The organism is Pectobacterium sp. A5351, from assembly GCF_028335745.1.
Classification (GTDB): domain Bacteria; phylum Pseudomonadota; class Gammaproteobacteria; order Enterobacterales; family Enterobacteriaceae; genus Pectobacterium.
Window position 1 is genome coordinate 1,671,929 of the sequence record NZ_CP116477.1, and the last position, 16,338, is coordinate 1,688,266.

Genomic DNA, 16,338 nt, shown 5'->3' on the forward strand with positions numbered 1-16,338 from the left:
AAAGCGCGACTCGTGACGCATGTAATGCTTTGGATTACAGAGGGAAAATGGCATTTCTCTCTGTAAACTTGACTTTGTTAGTGTAAAGAAATGCTATTTTAAGATGGGGGTCTCTAGCGGGAAGGTGGTTTTTTACTGTTTTTGGCATATTTATTGCTTTATTTTTTATGGAGTGTTTTGCGGTTTTTGCGATCAAAAAAACCGTATTATTCTGGGATTATGAGAAGGTGATGGTTTTTTGGGCATCAAGGCAGTGTTGAAATTATTTGTTACAAACTAAAGTCTTTATTGCTGATATTTTCGTGACGTAAATCAAGACAGATCGTGACTTCAAAGTGATAATAAGAATAAATATCATTTGTGCTTCATCACTCGCTTATGTCTATCTGGCAAAAAACGCTTCTGTTGTTGTGTTGGCTGTTTAGTTGTTCAGCGGCAGTTGCCGCGACCGATTACGCTTCATTTATTCAGGATATCGAAACCCGGCTGGATAAAACGGCGCAGCTCTATGAGCAGCACAAGCCGGATGATGCCCGCACCGAAGTTCAGATGGCCTATTTCGAGGTGTTTGAAAACCTCGAAGGTCCTATCCGCATCAACATTTCCGCACAAAAAAGCTATCAACTGGAAGCCACATTCGGTGAAATTCGCCGCATGATTGGCGAAGGAAAGCCGCAGGCCGAGGTACAGGCAAAGATATCATGGCTGAAAGGCGAGCTGGATGCCGTGCTGCCCGTGTTGTCGGAAGGGCACAAGCTGGTTGCACAGGAGCAGCACGGTGCCTATGACAACACCGACATCGCACCGTACTGGCAGCAGAGTTTTAAAATCATCGATGACCAGCTCGCGCAGGCCGTGACTGAATATCAGGCTGGTGATTACAAAAAGGCCAGCCAGAGCGTGCAGCAGGCGCACTATCAGGGGTTTAAAAACTCTGAAATGGAGATGTCGGTCAGGCAGAATCGCTCGGCGCAGCAGGCTGCTTCCATTAATCAACAATTCTCCGCACTGATTACGCTAGCTGGTCAGCCCGATCAACTGACGGACGTCGCCTATCGGGTGACTACGCTGTTACAGGACATCGAAGATGTCTTACCGGGATTGCCGACTACGCGCGACAGCCAGCAGGCGACGGCAACGCCTGCCGCGAATGCCGATACGAGTGCCGTACCGGATGCCAACTGGGCGAAAATTTCTGATGATATCAATCAGGCCATTGCTGCCGCGATTGCGCAGTACCGTCAGGGCCAGGTCAAACCCGCCATCATGGCAGTGCAGGACACCTATTTCGATCTGTTTGAAGCCACCGGCATGGAGAACAAAATTGGTTCTCGTGATGCGGCGTTCAAATCTACGCTGGAAGGGTATTTCACTCGTCTGGTAAGCCTGATGAACGCCAGGCAGCCAGTTGAGCAACTGCAAGGGCAAGCCGATGCGTTGCAACAGGAATTGGCGAAGGCGGTCACCATGCTGGGCGATGGTGATGAAACGCACTGGAGTCTGTTGATCTACAGTTTGCTGATTATTGTGCGCGAAGGTCTGGAAGCCTTGCTGATTGTGGCGGCGATCGTGGCCTATCTGGTGAAAAACAATCAGCAGGACAAACTGCCGCTGATTCGCCAGTCGGTTTATGTCGCGCTGCTGTGTAGCGTGATTACCGCTGTCATCTTCCAGCTTGTGTTCACTAATTCCGGTGCCAGCCGTGAGTTGCTGGAAGGCATTACGATGCTGATCGCCGTGGTGATGCTGTTCTTCATGAGCTACTGGCTGTTGTCCAAAGTTGAGGCGCGACACTGGAAGGCCTATCTGGAAGGCAAGCTGTCCCATTCGCTGAGCAGCGGTTCCATGATCGGCCTGTGGCTGACCAGCTTTCTGGCGGTGTACCGCGAAGGCGCGGAAACCGTACTGTTCTATTACGCGCTGGTCGGCGATGCCAGCAATATGGCAGGGCACCTCTCTATTCTGGCCGGGTTTGCCATCGGCTGTGTGATTCTGTTTATCGCTTATCTCCTGATGCGTTACACCATCGTCAAACTGCCGCTGAAGCCGTTCTTTATGTTTACCGGCTGCTTTATGTACCTGATGGCGTTTGTGTTTGCGGGTAAGGGCGTGTTGGAACTGATCGAAGGAAAACTATTTGAGCCGACGCTGTTGACCGGCGTACCGGAGATCAGTTGGCTGGGCATTTATCCTTATGTGGAAACGCTGATTCCACAGGGTGTACTGGTTGTCGCGGCGTTAATCGCCCTGTGGGTGATGCAACGTAGAGCGTCTGCCGTCTGATAAAGAAAGCATCCGACGGTAATGTAATACTGAAAGCAATAAGAGCAGAAAATAACCATAACAACCCCAATCGCTTAGCGAATTAAGTGAGTAGGGACGACTGAGATGAGGATGGGTTTGATGAATATGCAAAAAAGTCTGATCGCGGGTGCCGTTATTGCCGGTATTTTCACCGCGCCTGCCGCGCTGGCGTTTAAAGAATATCCAGCGGGTGAGCCGGTTTCCATGAACGAAATGGAAATTGCTGCCGTTTATCTGCAGCCTATCGACATGGAACCACGTGGAATGGGGCTGCCTGCTGCGAAAGCGGATATCCATCTGGAAGCCGATATTCACGCTGCTGAAGGTAACAAGAATGGTTTCGGCGCGGGTGAGTGGATGCCGTTCCTGACCATTGCGTACACCCTGACCAACACCGATACCGGTGCGAAGCAGGAAGGCACCTTCATGCCAATGGTTGCCAGCGATGGCCCGCACTACGGTGCGAACATCAAAATGATGGGCGTGGGCAACTACAAAGTGACCTACCACATCGAACCGCCATCAAAAGCCGGTATGCACCGTCACACCGATGGCGAAACGGGTGTCGGCCGCTGGTGGAAACCGTTTGATGTCAGCTTTGACTTTAAATACGTCGGCTTAGAATAAGGTCTTCTGTCCGCGATGTTCTGTCGCGGTCATGTTCACGCCTCTGCGGGGATGTTATTGATCCTGTAGAGGCGGTGATCTTTCGGTCAGGGCACTGATGCCACCCGGCATCACGCTCAGCTAATGCACTTCTGGTCAGTGATTCGGGCGACTGACAAATCTGCCAGAGGCAGGTTTGAACGCTGCTTGCAGCGGCCCCAAGGGGGCGAGGCACACGTGAGTGCGCCGAGTAGCGCAGCCAACGCACATGCAACTTGAAGTATGACGAGAATATGAGTTATTTCTTTATCACGACCCTCCAATCCTTCCTGCCGATAGCGCTCTTGCTGGGGTTGAACTGGAGCCATCGTTCTACGCCGACAATCAGGCCGCTGGGCTGGATCACGCTGCTGGCGCTGTTCGCCGGTACGTTTATTGGCGTGCATTTTCCTAACGGACAGGCGTTTCTGCTGGGCTTTACGGCGCTTCAGGCTCTTGCCTTGATCCTGTTTCTGGTCTGTCAGTGTTTTTCCCACCCGCGTCTTGGCTACCTGTGGCAGGCGCTGCTGGTGGCGGGAGCGGCGGTGCATTGGGGCAGCGATCCCAATCTGACCGCGCTGACGACCACCCATGTGGTGAATACCGATCTGCTACTGAATTTTAGCGCCGTGGTGCTGGCGTTTGGCTGGCTGGTGTTCTGTGCCGCGCTGTGCGGCATGATCGTGCGCCGCATTCGCTTACTGCGCTGGCCGCTTCTTACGCTGCTGGTTGTACTTCTGCTGCTGCCGATAAGCGGCAACCTACTGCTGCTGTTGATGAAATTACAGGTGCTGGGGCTGACCAAGCCACGCCTGAGTTATGTGGCGCACGTGACTAACAGCGCGTATTTACTCAATTACCTCAGCGCGTTGTTTATGGCGGTGTTGGCTGCCGGACTGGTTTGGCCGCTGCTGCATGCGCGTCGCCAGATGCTGGTTGAGCATGAAGCGATTGAAAAGCGTAAAGCCACCGCGGGCTATCTCACGGTGCGTCGTACGCTGCTGTCAACCGTCGCGGCGCTGCTGGTGGTGGTGGTGGCACAGCTCTATTGGGACAAAGTTGCATCACAGCCGCCTCGTCTGTCGGAAGCTCAGCCGGTGACGCTGGCGGCGGATGGTAAAGTACATATTCCGATTGAACAGGTGCGTGATGGCAAGCTACATCGTTTTGTATGGATTGCCGATGACGGCAAGGCTGTACGCTTTTTCATCATTAACCGCTATCCCGATCGTTTGCGCTTAGGCGTGGTGTTTGATGCCTGCCTGCTGTGCGGCGATCAGGGCTATGTGATGGAAGGTAATCAGGTGATTTGTGTCGCCTGCGGCGTGCATATTTTCATTCCTTCTATCGGTAAGGCGGGGGGCTGTAATCCGGTGCCGATTGAAGGGTGGAGCAACGACGATAATGAACTGGTGATTGGACGAGCATCACTGGCGGCAGGCACGAATTACTTCTCGACGGTGGTGTCGATGGACGTCATCGATCCGGTTGATGGTTCCAAACTGACCAACGTGAACGCGGAACATAAATATCGCTACGGCGGTAAAACGTACTTCTTCTCGTCGGAGGCCAACTATAACCGCTTCCGCGAAAGTCCCGCAAAATTCGCCACCGCCAAAGCGACGGCTGACGAGCAGGCTGAGGGGGAATAATCATGCTGTGGCGACTGTTACGTCAGTCCTGGCGCAGAAATATCCGGCGTAAATCGCTGGCGGTGCTGACCGTGTTTTTGGCGGCGGGGTTGATCTCCGCGCTGCTGGCGGTATCCATCGACATCGGCGACAAAATGGCGCGTGAGCTGAAGTCCTACGGCGCGAATATTTTGATTGAGCCAGCAGGGCAAGCGGCGCTGCCAGCGCTGTTTGGCGAACGCAGTAATCCGCTGGAAGGACAGGATTTCCTTGATGAAGCCGAGTTGCCGAACATTAAAGATATTTTCTGGCGCAATAACATTGTCGGTTTTGCGCCGCTGTTGAGCGGTGATGTTGAAATCAATGGTCAGCCGATTGCCGTGCTGGGCACCTTCTTTTCTCAGCCTGTCGCGGTGCCGGATGAGGAAGACTATCGCACAGGGCAAATGACCGTTAGCCCTTACTGGCAGGTGGCGGGGCAATGGCCACAGGAACCGATGACGGCGGAACATGTGGCACAGGCGCTGGTGGGAAAACAGCTGGCGGCGCAAATGGGCTGGAAAGTCGGGGATAAACTCGCGCTGCACGGCGCAAAAGGGGATGCAACGGTAGAGGTGAGCGGCATTCTGAGCAGCGGTGGTGATGAAGAAAGCCGTCTGGTCATGCCGTTGGCAACGGTGCAATCGCTGCTGGGGCTAACGGGTAAAATTCAGGCGATTCGCGTATCGGCGCTCACCGTGCCGGAAAACGAACTGTCGCGTCGGGCGCGGGAAAATCTGGAAGCGCTGAATGCCGAAGAATATGACCTCTGGTACTGTACCGCGTATGTCTCTTCAATAGCGCACCAGTTGGAAGAAGCGATTTCCGGCTCGGTGGTGCGTCCTATCTGGCAGGTTGCTGCCTCGGAAGGCGTGGTGATCGACAAGATCCAACTGCTTCTGGCGGTGGTGACGTTTGCCGCGCTGGTCGCTTCTGCGATGGGAATCGCCTCGCTGATGACCAGCACGATTATGGAACGTGCCAAAGAGATCGGGCTGATGAAAGCGCTGGGTGCCCGCCAGTGGCAGATCATGCTGCTGTTTTATCTCGAAGCGGCGCTGAGCGGGTTGCTTGGTGGGATTGCGGGCTGCGTCGCCGGCTGGGGGCTGGCGAAAGCGATTGGCCTGATGCTGTTCGGCGTACCGTTGAGCTTCGCGTGGATCGTGATTCCCTGCGTACTGGTGATCTCGGTGTTGATTGCCATCATCGGGACGTGGTTCCCGGCGCGCCGGATTGCCGGGCTATATCCGGTGGAGGTGTTGTATGGGCGCTAACGGCTGGATGAACAGCATGTTCTGGCGGCTGGTATTCCGCGCGCTGCGGTTGCGTATGCAGCGCGTCAGTGTGGTGTTTGCGGCGCTGATGGTTGGGGCAGCGATTGTGACGGCGATGTCCGCCGTCTATTTTGATATCAACGCCAAAATGAGTCAGGAACTGCGTACCTTCGGCGCGAATTTTTACATCGGTCCGGCGCGGGGCAATACGATTCCACAGAGTACGTTTCAGCCGATTATCGACAACGCACCCGCTGGGTTGATTAATGCATCCAGCCCTTATCTGTACGGCATGGCACGTACGGAGCTGGAAAAAGTGGTGCTGATGGGCGTGTGGTTTGAATCGCTGAGACAGTTGGCACCGTACTGGCAGGTCACGGGTAACTGGATTGGCGTGAGTTTCGATGACCGCAATGCGATGATCGGGGTGAAGCTGGCGGAGCGACTGAACGTCAAGGTCGGCGACAGCATCACGCTGGTGGGGGATGGCGGGAAACAGCGGTTGCAGATCAAGGGTATCGTGGAATCCGGCGATGCGACGGACAACATGCTGATCGTGAATCTGGAGCTGGCGCAAAAGTGGCTGGATAAAGAAGGCGCGATCAGTAATGCCCTGTTGAGTGTCAGTAACGATCTGGGGCAGGTGGATCGCTTCGCCGCCCAACTCCAACAGCAATATCCGCAGTTGGAGATTCGCCCGATTCTGAAAGTGTCGGCATCGGAAGGCCAGGTGCTGAATAAAATCAAAGGGTTGATGGGGCTGGTATCGGTGGTGATCCTCGTGCTGTCTTCCCTTTGCGTGAATACCACGCTGATGGCGATTGTCGGCGAACGTGCGCGCGAATTTGCGCTACAGAAGGCGCTGGGCGCGAGCGGGCGAGATATCATCCGGCAGATGCTGGCGGAAACCGGCATTATCGCGCTGGCGGCCGTGGTATGCGGCTCGATTCTGGGGTATCTGCTGGCACAGGTGTTGGGGATGGCGGTATTCAACGCGACCATTTCCCTGCGTTTGCCCGTGTTCCCGCTCACGCTGGGGCTATCTTTGCTGGTTGCTGCTGTGGCGGCGGTGGTTCCCACACGGCGAGCGATTTATGTCGAGCCGGCCAAAGTCTTGAAAGGAGAGTAGGTCGATGTCTGTAGAGGTGAACGTGCAAGAAAGGGCGCAGGCAGCGGAGGCGGTGATTGAAACTCGCCAGCTCTATAAACGCTTTGGTCAGGTTACCGCGTTGGAAAACATCAATATCCGTATTGGGCGCGGTGAGTTTGTCGCCATCATGGGCGCGTCCGGTTCGGGTAAAACCACGCTGATGAATATTCTCACCTGTCTGGATACGGTGAGCGAAGGGCAGGTATTGCTGGATGGTGTGGACGCTGCGGCGCTCGACGAGGAAGGACGACGCCGGTTTCGTGCCGACAAGATTGGGTTGGTCTTTCAGCAGTTCCACCTGATTCCGTTTTTGACCGCGTTGGAGAACGTGATGCTGGCGCAGCATTACCACAGCGTGGTGGATGAAGCGGCGGCGCAGCGCGTGCTGGAGCAGGTTGGTCTGGCGCATCGAGTGAATCACTTACCGAGCCAGCTTTCCGGCGGTGAACAGCAGCGCGTGTGTATCGCCCGCGCGTTGGTGAACGAACCTCCCGTGATTTTCGCCGATGAACCGACGGGAAATCTGGATGAAGAGAACGAACGGCGGGTGCTGGATCTGCTGCAAGATCTGCATCGGCAGGGGCGCACTATCGTGATGGTGACGCACAATCCTGAGCTGGGGCGGTTTGCTGACCGTATTATCCGCCTGCAACACGGCAAGTATTTTGGTGAAGAGGTGAATCATCATGAAATGGCGTAACGGAATTACCGCACTCTGTCTGCTGGGGGCAATGGCGCTGACTGGTTGCAAGGAAGAACAGGTGAGCGTCGGGGCACAGGCACCGGCTCTGGCGGCCTACGATTTAGCCGGCCAGCAGGTGGATCTGTCGCGCTGGCAGGGGAAAAGCGTGTACCTGAATTTCTGGTCATCGGGCTGCGGCGGCTGCATGGTGGAAATGGGCGCGTTGGAGAAGCTGAGCCAAGAGTATGGCGATAAAGTCGTGGTGGTTGCGGTTAATACCGATCCTGACGGTGTGGATATCACCTCAATGCTGGCGCACCATAATGTGACCTATCCGGTGGTGCGCGATCAGTTGGGCATTACCAAAGAGCGCTATCAGGTTAGCGGTACGCCGACCTCATTTATTATTGATGCCAGCGGCAAGGTAACCGATCTGCATCAGGGCGCGAGGGATGAAGCACAACTCACTGCGCTGTTTCAGAAGCTGGCAAGCCGGACATAAAGACCGGCTGCCCCGATTTTCACACCGTTTTTTCACGATAGCCACGGTGTGCCTTTACTCTGCCCGTGAAACCGGGACTGCTACCACTGTTGATTTTTTCACAACGACAGGTTCCGGTTTCACCCGCATGGCGTAAATCACCCCGACAATCAGGCAGGTGATGCCACAGAGCGTCAACAGCGGCGGCCAGGATTGTCGGATGATGAAGGCATAAGTCAGCCCCGCCAGCGTTTCAAACACAATCAGCGGCCCTACCAGCACCGTCGGCAGGCGCTGGCTGGCTTCATTCCAGCACAGCGTACCGATCCATGAGCAAAACAGCCCAATCGCAATCATCAGCGGAATAAAAACTTCAGGTCGCGGGCCGAACGGCTGCGTAAAGGTACTGTCCGTTAGCGCCAGATGGACGCACACCAGCAGATAACCCAACAGCGCCAGCGGTAGCGTGACCAGCCCTTGCGCCGTGGCCCAGGTGGTTGGCGTATTGCCTTTGTGGTCGCGCAGCCAGCGGGCGTTGCGCAGCGGATACCAGGTCCAGCAAATGACCGCGCAAAATGCCATCGCAATGCCGCTGGCATAACGCCATAAATCGAATTCAACGGTCGTTCCTTTCAGTTCCGCAATGTTGACACAGATCAGACCGGCCGCAATCATCAGCAGCGAGGGTAGTAGTCGACGCCAGGCCACGCGGCCATCATGCTTGCTGTACAACACGTTGGCGGTAACGGAAATCACCACGGGAAGGGTGCCGATAATCATCGTCGAAATCGGCGCACCAGTACGCTGGATGGCGCTGGTGAGCAGGAAGTAGTACAGCAGATTACCGATAACCGTGAGCTTCGTGGCTTCCAGCCAGTCGCGGCGGGTTAACTGGCGCAGACGACGGCGATCGAGCCACGCCAGCGGTAAGGCAATCAGTCCAAAGGCCAGATAGCGTCCGGTGGACTGCAAGGCAGCAGAGTAGTCTGGTACGATCAACGGCCCAACGAAAATTAGCCCCCACATGAGCCCGGCGGCAAGCGCAAATAAAACACCGATTAACATAATAAACCCGTTTGTTCACAATAGTGCATCGCGCCAGTCTAGGGAGAGTCGGCGGCAAATTATTGTAGGATATTGCTGTTTATTATCCGAGGGTGGAGGTTAGCGCCTAACCGGATACACCTGCTTTTGGTAGCGAATGGGCGTGACGCCATAGCGCTGAGCGAAGGTGCGGGTCAGATGTGCCTGATCGGTTAGCCCGACGGCGATGGCGACATGGGCAGCCGGCATACCACGCGTCAGCATCTGTTTGGCTTCATATAGGCGAATCGCCATCAGCATTTGGTGCGGTGTGACGTGAAACTGGGCTTTGAACTGGCGCAGGAAATGGTACGGACTCAGGGACACCAGCGCCGCCAGATCTTTTAAGGTAACGGGATGAGCGAAGTTTTCCCGCAGATAGGCTTTCACTACATCAAAGCGGTGCAGCGGTTCAATCATCTGGCGTTGCGCGATGTGCGCGTGTGGTCGGAAAAGTTCAATCAACGACAGCAGCAGGCTTTCACTCGCTAACGGGTCGGTTGTCTGCCACATCGCGGCCAGCGTCATCGCCAACTGACGTGCCGTTGCGGGATCGTGGCGCACGACATCGGTAAACCACCAGCCTTTCTCACCGGAGACGTTCTCCAGCACATCGGGTGGGATGTAGATCATACGATAGCGCCAGCCGTCTTCCGTCGCGGATTCCCCCGTGTGTAGTTCATCAGGGTTCATCAACACGAGTGAATCGACAGGCGCAATATGCTTGGCGCCACGATAGCGGAATTGCTCTGCGCCGTCGTCAATGGTGCCAATGCCAAACGCCTCATGCGTGTGCGGCTCAAAGGCATAACGGCAGATATGCGCGTGGTAAAGCTCAATGCCGGGCAGCGTCGGCAAATGCCGGAACTGGGCATAGTCTCTTTCATCGGTAAACTGTTCCGGTACGCCCTGCATGCTGTCACCTTGTCTCTCATTCTGATTTCCATCATAGCAGCGATAGCACATCAGCTTGAAGTGGTGCGTCTTATTTAGCAGGTACGGAAAGTGTGAAAACAGGGAATAAAAACGCGGGGATAAATAGATCAGAAAGGCATAAATCATAGCGAAATGGTTGATTGATGGCACGCGAGTGACAAAAACGACTTCATCTAACTGTTTGATTTTAAAATTTATGTCTATTCCTTGTTAGGTAAGATAGTGCGGTAGACATACCGTTAGTATAAAAAAATATAATCAACTCCATTTGCTTATTTGTTCTGGCTCTCATTACTTGCATCAATATTGCTATCTGTAATAAAGGACAAGGGAGTGAAAGGTGAACTTTCAGCAACTGAAGATTATTCGTGAATCAGCACGGTGCAATTACAACCTGACCGAGGTGGCGAATACGCTGTTTACCTCTCAATCCGGCGTGAGCCGACATATCCGCGAGCTGGAAGAAGAGCTGGGGATTGAAATCTTCATCCGACGTGGCAAACGTCTGTTAGGTATGACCGAACCGGGAAAAGAGCTGCTGGTCGTGGCGGAGCGCATTCTGAATGACGCCAGCAATATCCGGCGGCTGGCGAATGTTTTCACCAATAACGATACCGGCCAGTTGGTCATCGCGACCACGCATACGCAGGCGCGCTACAGCCTGCCGCCGGTGATTAAAGCCTTCCGTTCGCTGTATCCGCAGGTGCGTCTGGTGCTGAATCAGGGCACGCCGGATGAGATCGTGGCGATGCTCCATTCCGGTGAAGCGGATATCGGTATTGCCAGTGAGCAATTGATTAACGATCCCTCGCTGGCAGCGTTCTCCTATTATCGTTGGCACCATTCGGTCATTGTGCCGGAGGATCACCCGCTGACGCAGGAACGGGTTATTACGCTAGAGATGCTCAATGCGGAGCCGTTGATTACCTATCGTCAGGGAATTACCGGTCGCTCGCGTTTGGATCGTGCGTTTCAGGCGGTGGGGATGTCGCCGGATATTACGTTGAGCGCGCAGGATTCGGATGTGATTAAAACCTATGTTGAGCTGGGGCTCGGCGTCGGGATTGTGGCCGATATGTCGTACGATCCCGCGCGCGATACCGGGTTGGTGCGGTTAAATGCCGAGCATTTGTTTGAAGCGAATACCGTCTGGCTGGGGTTAAAAAAGGGTCAGTTACAGCGTAACTATGCCTGGAAATTTATTCAGCTGTGTAACACGGAACTGTCACTGGATGAGATTAAAGATAAGGTGTTCTCGGATAACGATGAAGCGGTGATTGATTACCAAATCTGAGTAACAGCATCGTTTCCTAACCCGATGCCCAGCCAGCGTTTTTTCTGACTGGGCAGGGTTTTCCCTTTCGATGTCGTTGCGATTTTTTGTACCGCGGCGTCCGCCATTTTCTGTGTTCGATTCAGCATAAATATGGCTTATCGTGCCGACAATCTGCTTGATCTGATCGTGCTGCAATAGTAGTATTCCAGACATAACAACAACTTATGTCTGAATTTTTGTTAAGTGATACAAATACTTGTGCGTTTTTATTGAATAATTATGTTAACGATTTTTGTATCGCAATAGAAAGTTTACCCTAAATAGTCCGAGTGGCAGGACAAAACGTGTGCGTTTTGAATAGTGCGCATGCAGCTTGACGTATGACGGGGTAATTCATCAGACATCTTTCTCAATAGTCAGTTACCTCCACGTTGATTTTTTCGGTTCGCAGTGCGCCGGAGTCGCGCTAGCGCCATGTTCGTCATGGCGGGGAGTTTAAAACGGAAAATGACGATGAAAACACAAAAAATCAGCCTTGCCTGGCAAATCCTTATCGCGTTGGTACTGGGTATTGCACTCGGTGCCGTGCTGCATGAACAGCAAGAAAGCCGCCAGTGGCTCATTAGCAATATTCTTAGTCCTGCCGGCGACATCTTTATCCGCCTGATTAAAATGATCGTTGTCCCGATTGTGATCGCCACGTTGATTGTCGGGATTGCGGGCGTAGGGGATGCCAAAAAGCTCGGACGAATCGGCTTTAAAACCATCCTCTATTTTGAAATCATCACCACGGTGGCGATTATCCTGGGTATCACGCTGGCGAATATCTTCCAGCCGGGTCACGGTATCGACATGTCGACGCTGACCGCCGTGGATATCTCGCAGTATCAAAAGACCACCGAGCAGGTGCAGAGCGGCTCGCACAGTTTGGTGGGGACGGTACTGTCGCTGATCCCGCCGAATATCTTCGCGGCGATGACTCATGGTGACATGCTGCCGATTATTTTCTTCTCCGTGCTGTTTGGTCTGGGGCTTTCTTCGTTGCCGAAAGAGCATCGTGACCCGCTGCTGAACGTCTTCCGCGGCGTGTCGGAAACGATGTTCAAGGTGACCCACATGATTATGCGCTACGCACCGGTTGGGGTGTTTGCGCTGATTTCCGTCACGGTTGCCAACTTCGGTTTTGCGTCGCTGTGGCCGTTAGCCAAGCTGGTGATGCTGGTGTATGCCGCGATTTTCTTCTTCGCGCTGGTGGTGCTCGGCATCGTCGCGCGGTTGTGTAAGCTGCGTGTTACGATGCTGATCCGCATACTGAAAGATGAGCTGATTCTCGCGTACTCCACCGCCAGCTCTGAAACCGTGTTGCCGCGCATCATTGAAAAGATGGAGGCCTATGGCGCGCCGAAGTCGATTACCAGCTTCGTGGTGCCGACCGGTTACTCCTTTAACCTTGATGGTTCTACGCTGTACCAGAGTATTGCGGCGATCTTCATCGCGCAACTGTACGGTATTGAGCTGTCGATTGGGCAGGAAATCGTGCTGGTGCTGACGCTGATGCTGACGTCCAAAGGCATTGCTGGCGTACCGGGCGTGTCATTTGTCGTGCTGCTGGCTACGTTGGGCAGCGTTGGTATTCCACTGGAAGGTCTGGCGTTCATTGCGGGCGTTGACCGTATCCTCGATATGGCGCGTACCGCGCTGAACGTAGTGGGAAATGCGCTGGCGGTGCTGGTCATCGCCAAGTGGGAACACCAGTTTGATGAGAAAAAAGCGCAGGCCTACGAGCGCGAAATAAAGGGAATCAGTACGCAGCCTGCCCAGCAGGGATAGTCCCGGAAAGAAAAAGAGAAACGGGTGCATCGTTTATTCGATGCACCCGTTTCCATTTTGAAGGGTGATTATCAACTAGGCCGCGTGGCTATTTATCACACCCGCTTCTAACGTTTGTGTGCGCCACAGCGCCTGTTGGATTCGTTCGGCATCTGTGGCGAAAGGCAGCCGTGAGGCAATTTTCGGTGCAATTTTCACGTGCTGCGCGATGTTTTCCACTAGCTGTGGGCGTTCGTTCAGACCGAGAGCGCTTAGCGTTATCGGACTGCCGTAGCGACGCAGTTGGGCGAAGAGTTCTTCGCGGTCGGCATCGTTATCGTGTTCCAGAAAAGCCTGTACGGCCAGACCAAAACCTACTTTCTCACCATGCAGCCAGTCGTGCAGTTCCGGCAGGCGCGTCATGCTGTTGTGAATAGCATGTGCGACGCCGATACGCGGCACCTCATCTTTCATACTGTTCGCGACCCCTACCAGCGCGATAACGGCATCGATCACACGGCGCAGCGCCGGCGTGATCAGACCTTGCTCGTTATCCGCGATAGCCTGTTCGCCATACGTATTAAATGTTTCCACAGCCAGTTTCGCCGCCTGTGCTTTAAGCGCTAATGCCAGCCCGTCATCGCCGTGGCGCAAATAAGGTTGGAATTCATACCACTTCGCCAGCGCATCCACGATACCGGCTTTGAGATAACGCGAAGGGCTGTGAGCGATGATCTCGCTGTCCACCAGTACCCACACCGGTAAGCGCGTCAGCGGAAAGGGGCCGTTGTGCGCACCGCTGTCGCTGTATATCACGCTGATCGGTGACCAGGCGGCGCAGGTAGCGGCAATGGTGGGTACGGCGATGACGGGCAACTGTCCCACAATGTCGCCGACGGCTTTGGCGACATCCAGCACACGCCCGCCGCCAATGCCTAAAATCAGTTCTGCGTTGAAGGCGCGTGCCTGTGCGGTCAGCGCCTCGATCGCGGGTTTGGTGCAATCACCCGGCAAAAATTCGACCTGGTAGCGCAAGCCGTGCTCATTGAGGCTGCGTTCGACAGCATCCGCCGTCGTTTTCCATGCCTGTGGACTGGTAATAATCAGTATTGTGCTGGCGTAAGGGGCTGCATATTCGCCGACAGAACGAATGACGCCATCACGATTCAGATAGGTTTGTGGCGCGTGTATTGCAATCATGGTCGCGATCTCTCATCTCTGTGGGAAAAGATAAATCAGTTGTAACAGCGATAGAGAACGCCGCAAAAGAATAATTCTGGCTATGAATGGGCAGATTCCGCATAACCAGAATGAGGTCTAGCGCTGCATTCCCCAGCGTTTCACCGTGACGCGTTCGATAGTGGAAAATACCAGCCCTTCGACCAGCAGCCCGATAATGATGACGGAAGCCAGACCGGCGAAAACGCGGTCGGTGTAAAGCTCGTTACGGTTCTGGAAGATGTACCACCCCAAACCGCCATTGCCGCTGGATGCACCGAAGACCAGCTCAGCGGCGATCAGGGTGCGCCAGGCAAAGGCCCAGCCGATCTTCAGCCCGGAGATGATCGACGGCAGCGCGGCAGGAATCAGAATGGCATTGATGTAGCGAAAGCCAGTCAGGCCGTAGTTACGACCCGCCATACGCAGCGTTTCCGAGACGCCGAGAAAGCCAGAATAGGTATTCAGCGCCATCGGCCACATCACAGAGTGAATGAGAACAAATACCAGACTCTTCTCTCCCAGACCAAACCACAGCAGCGCCAGCGGCAATAATGCAATCGCGGGCAGCGGGTTGAACATGGAGGTTAATGTGCCCAAGAGGTCTCGCCCAAAACGAGTGGAAACCGCCAACGCGCTGAGCGCCAAGGCCAGCAGGCTGCCGATGACATAGCCTTTCAACAGCGTACCGAGTGAAACCACCATCTTATGCGGCAGTTCGCCGCTGGCGATATCGCTGCGAAAAGCCTGAAAAGTTTGCAGGAAACCGGGCAGCATCAGATCGTTGTTTTGCCAGCGTGCGGCGAACTCCCACAGAATAAGCAGCCCAGCCAGCAGCACCAATTTGCGCAGCCAGGTCTGGTTCCACAGGCGTGTTGTCAGCGGCAGAGGCTGAGTAAGGGTAAAATCTTTCAGCGGTGCCAGTTCACGCTGATACTCGGGCCGCACGGGGGGTTGGATGCTCATAACGTTGACCTTGTGTGGAGATAACGGGTGAAGGCGCATCGACATCCGTTGGAAAAAGAAGATGATGAATACGCTGTGCGGTGGCTTGAAAGGCTTCGCTGCCCTGATCGTTCAGCGCAAACTGATGGCAGTTGATTTCCGCCCGAACGCGACCTGGATGTGGTGAGAGCAGTAAAATCCGGTTGCCGACGATGAGCGCCTCTTCAATCGAGTGAGTGACGAACAGCAGCGTGAAGCGCACCTCTTCCCACAGCGCCAGCAGCTCTTCCTGCATTTTGCGGCGAGTCAGCGCATCCAGCGCGGCGAACGGCTCATCCATCAGCAGCACTTTTGGCTGCATGGTGAGCGCCCGTGCGATGGCGACACGCTGCTTCATTCCGCCGGATAAGGTGTGCGGATAGGCATCGGCAAATTTCGCCAGCCCAACCTTATTGAGAAAATAGCGGGCGCGTTCTTCTGCCTCGGCGCGCGTCGCCTGACGGCTGGCAACCAGCGGAAACAGCGTATTTTCCAGCACGGTTTTCCACGGTGGTAACTGGTCAAATTCCTGAAAGACCATGATGCGATCCGGGCCAGGACGTGTGACGGGCTGGCCGTCAAGGCGGATTTCGCCGTCTATCGGTGACAGAAAGCCGCCGATAGATTTGAGCAGGCTGGATTTCCCGCAGCCGGAAGGCCCTAATAGCACAAAGCGCTCGGCGGGAAAGACGTCAAAACTTACATCATGAGTGGCGCGTACCAGACTGCGCCGCGTCCGGTATTCCAACCCGACGCCGTCAACCTGCAACAGCGGTTGGGTGACTGTATCCGGGGAGTCGTGTGTCATGCTTATTCTCCTGCGTAG

General features: G+C 54.6%; 15 protein-coding genes. 9 read left to right on the top strand and 6 right to left on the bottom strand.

The window, feature by feature from the left end; translation table 11 throughout:
• Window positions 1-378: 378 nt before the first annotated feature.
• The 7 genes from O1Q74_RS08045 (at window position 379) to O1Q74_RS08075 (ending at window position 8,227) form a co-directional block, all read left to right on the top strand.
• Entirely contained in the window at window positions 379-2,283 is a 1,905-nt protein-coding gene (locus O1Q74_RS08045; RefSeq protein ID WP_271877817.1) for an FTR1 family iron permease, read from the top strand.
• Between the two features lie 120 nt (window positions 2,284-2,403).
• Window positions 2,404-2,931: an iron transporter gene (locus O1Q74_RS08050; protein ID WP_180743736.1), complete on the top strand. Its 528-nt coding sequence runs from the start codon at window positions 2,404-2,406 to the stop codon at window positions 2,929-2,931.
• A gap of 272 nt (window positions 2,932-3,203) precedes the next feature.
• A complete protein-coding gene (locus O1Q74_RS08055) occupies window positions 3,204-4,601 on the top strand; it encodes a Fe-S-containing protein (protein WP_271877818.1) in 1,398 nt (465 codons plus the stop codon).
• 2 nt (window positions 4,602-4,603) lie between these two features.
• Entirely contained in the window at window positions 4,604-5,893 is a 1,290-nt protein-coding gene (locus O1Q74_RS08060) for an ABC transporter permease (protein WP_271877819.1), read from the top strand.
• The gene (locus tag O1Q74_RS08065) at window positions 5,883-7,022 is read left to right on the top strand and encodes an ABC transporter permease (RefSeq protein WP_334311399.1); all 1,140 of its coding nucleotides are present in this window, start codon (window positions 5,883-5,885) and stop codon (window positions 7,020-7,022) included. The genes O1Q74_RS08060 and O1Q74_RS08065 overlap by 11 nt, the downstream gene beginning before the upstream one ends.
• A gap of 4 nt (window positions 7,023-7,026) precedes the next feature.
• Window positions 7,027-7,743, top strand: a complete 717-nt coding sequence (locus O1Q74_RS08070) for an ABC transporter ATP-binding protein (protein WP_271877820.1) — start codon at window positions 7,027-7,029, stop codon at window positions 7,741-7,743.
• Window positions 7,730-8,227, top strand: a complete 498-nt coding sequence (locus O1Q74_RS08075; RefSeq protein ID WP_271877821.1) for a TlpA family protein disulfide reductase — start codon at window positions 7,730-7,732, stop codon at window positions 8,225-8,227. The genes O1Q74_RS08070 and O1Q74_RS08075 overlap by 14 nt, the downstream gene beginning before the upstream one ends.
• Before the next feature lie 54 nt (window positions 8,228-8,281).
• Here the strand turns inward: O1Q74_RS08075 and O1Q74_RS08080 are convergent, their stop codons facing one another.
• Both O1Q74_RS08080 and O1Q74_RS08085 read right to left on the bottom strand, forming a co-directional pair.
• Entirely contained in the window at window positions 8,282-9,271 is a 990-nt protein-coding gene (locus O1Q74_RS08080) for a DMT family transporter (RefSeq protein WP_271877822.1), read from the bottom strand.
• Window positions 9,272-9,370: 99 nt separating this feature from the next.
• Entirely contained in the window at window positions 9,371-10,204 is an 834-nt protein-coding gene (locus O1Q74_RS08085) for an AraC family transcriptional regulator (protein WP_271878823.1), read from the bottom strand.
• Between the two features lie 361 nt (window positions 10,205-10,565).
• Here O1Q74_RS08085 and cbl point away from each other — a divergent pair, with 361 nt between their 5' ends.
• Window positions 10,566-11,519 (top strand): HTH-type transcriptional regulator Cbl, encoded by a 954-nt coding sequence (gene cbl / locus O1Q74_RS08090; protein WP_015839666.1) that lies wholly within the window; start codon window positions 10,566-10,568, stop codon window positions 11,517-11,519.
• Here cbl and O1Q74_RS08095 read toward each other — a convergent pair.
• On the bottom strand, window positions 11,507-11,647 hold the full coding sequence (locus tag O1Q74_RS08095) for a hypothetical protein (protein ID WP_271877823.1): 141 nt from the start codon (window positions 11,645-11,647) through the stop codon (window positions 11,507-11,509). The two genes, cbl and O1Q74_RS08095, sit on opposite strands and share 13 nt — an antisense overlap.
• Before the next feature lie 367 nt (window positions 11,648-12,014).
• On the opposite strand from O1Q74_RS08095, the gene gltP reads away from it, so the two are divergent.
• The gene (gltP, locus tag O1Q74_RS08100; RefSeq protein ID WP_271877824.1) at window positions 12,015-13,331 is read left to right on the top strand and encodes a glutamate/aspartate:proton symporter GltP; all 1,317 of its coding nucleotides are present in this window, start codon (window positions 12,015-12,017) and stop codon (window positions 13,329-13,331) included.
• 75 nt (window positions 13,332-13,406) lie between these two features.
• Here the strand turns inward: gltP and O1Q74_RS08105 are convergent, their stop codons facing one another.
• The 3 genes from O1Q74_RS08105 to O1Q74_RS08115 all read right to left on the bottom strand — a co-directional run bounded on the left by O1Q74_RS08105 (window position 13,407) and on the right by O1Q74_RS08115 (window position 16,320).
• A complete protein-coding gene (locus tag O1Q74_RS08105) occupies window positions 13,407-14,510 on the bottom strand; it encodes an iron-containing alcohol dehydrogenase family protein (RefSeq protein ID WP_271877825.1) in 1,104 nt (367 codons plus the stop codon).
• A gap of 117 nt (window positions 14,511-14,627) precedes the next feature.
• Window positions 14,628-15,494 carry an ABC transporter permease gene (locus tag O1Q74_RS08110; RefSeq protein ID WP_271877826.1) on the bottom strand — a complete coding sequence of 289 codons (867 nt, stop codon included), beginning with the start codon at window positions 15,492-15,494 and terminating at the stop codon, window positions 14,628-14,630.
• Window positions 15,454-16,320, bottom strand: coding sequence for an ABC transporter ATP-binding protein (locus tag O1Q74_RS08115; RefSeq protein ID WP_271877827.1), 867 nt, complete (start codon window positions 16,318-16,320; stop codon window positions 15,454-15,456). The genes O1Q74_RS08110 and O1Q74_RS08115 overlap by 41 nt, the downstream gene beginning before the upstream one ends.
• Window positions 16,321-16,338: the final 18 nt, after the last annotated feature.

Coding starts and splice junctions, on each gene's coding strand:
- O1Q74_RS08045 (WP_271877817.1), top strand. CDS start 379: ATGTCTATCTGGCAAAAAACGCTTCTGTTGTTGTGTTGGCTGTTTAGT.
- O1Q74_RS08050 (WP_180743736.1), top strand. CDS start 2,404: ATGAATATGCAAAAAAGTCTGATCGCGGGTGCCGTTATTGCCGGTATT.
- O1Q74_RS08055 (WP_271877818.1), top strand. CDS start 3,204: ATGAGTTATTTCTTTATCACGACCCTCCAATCCTTCCTGCCGATAGCG.
- O1Q74_RS08060 (WP_271877819.1), top strand. CDS start 4,604: ATGCTGTGGCGACTGTTACGTCAGTCCTGGCGCAGAAATATCCGGCGT.
- O1Q74_RS08065 (WP_334311399.1), top strand. CDS start 5,883: ATGGGCGCTAACGGCTGGATGAACAGCATGTTCTGGCGGCTGGTATTC.
- O1Q74_RS08070 (WP_271877820.1), top strand. CDS start 7,027: ATGTCTGTAGAGGTGAACGTGCAAGAAAGGGCGCAGGCAGCGGAGGCG.
- O1Q74_RS08075 (WP_271877821.1), top strand. CDS start 7,730: ATGAAATGGCGTAACGGAATTACCGCACTCTGTCTGCTGGGGGCAATG.
- O1Q74_RS08080 (WP_271877822.1), bottom strand. CDS start 9,271: ATGTTAATCGGTGTTTTATTTGCGCTTGCCGCCGGGCTCATGTGGGGG.
- O1Q74_RS08085 (WP_271878823.1), bottom strand. CDS start 10,204: ATGCAGGGCGTACCGGAACAGTTTACCGATGAAAGAGACTATGCCCAG.
- O1Q74_RS08095 (WP_271877823.1), bottom strand. CDS start 11,647: ATGCTGAATCGAACACAGAAAATGGCGGACGCCGCGGTACAAAAAATC.
- gltP (WP_271877824.1), top strand. CDS start 12,015: ATGAAAACACAAAAAATCAGCCTTGCCTGGCAAATCCTTATCGCGTTG.
- O1Q74_RS08105 (WP_271877825.1), bottom strand. CDS start 14,510: ATGATTGCAATACACGCGCCACAAACCTATCTGAATCGTGATGGCGTC.
- O1Q74_RS08110 (WP_271877826.1), bottom strand. CDS start 15,494: ATGAGCATCCAACCCCCCGTGCGGCCCGAGTATCAGCGTGAACTGGCA.
- O1Q74_RS08115 (WP_271877827.1), bottom strand. CDS start 16,320: ATGACACACGACTCCCCGGATACAGTCACCCAACCGCTGTTGCAGGTT.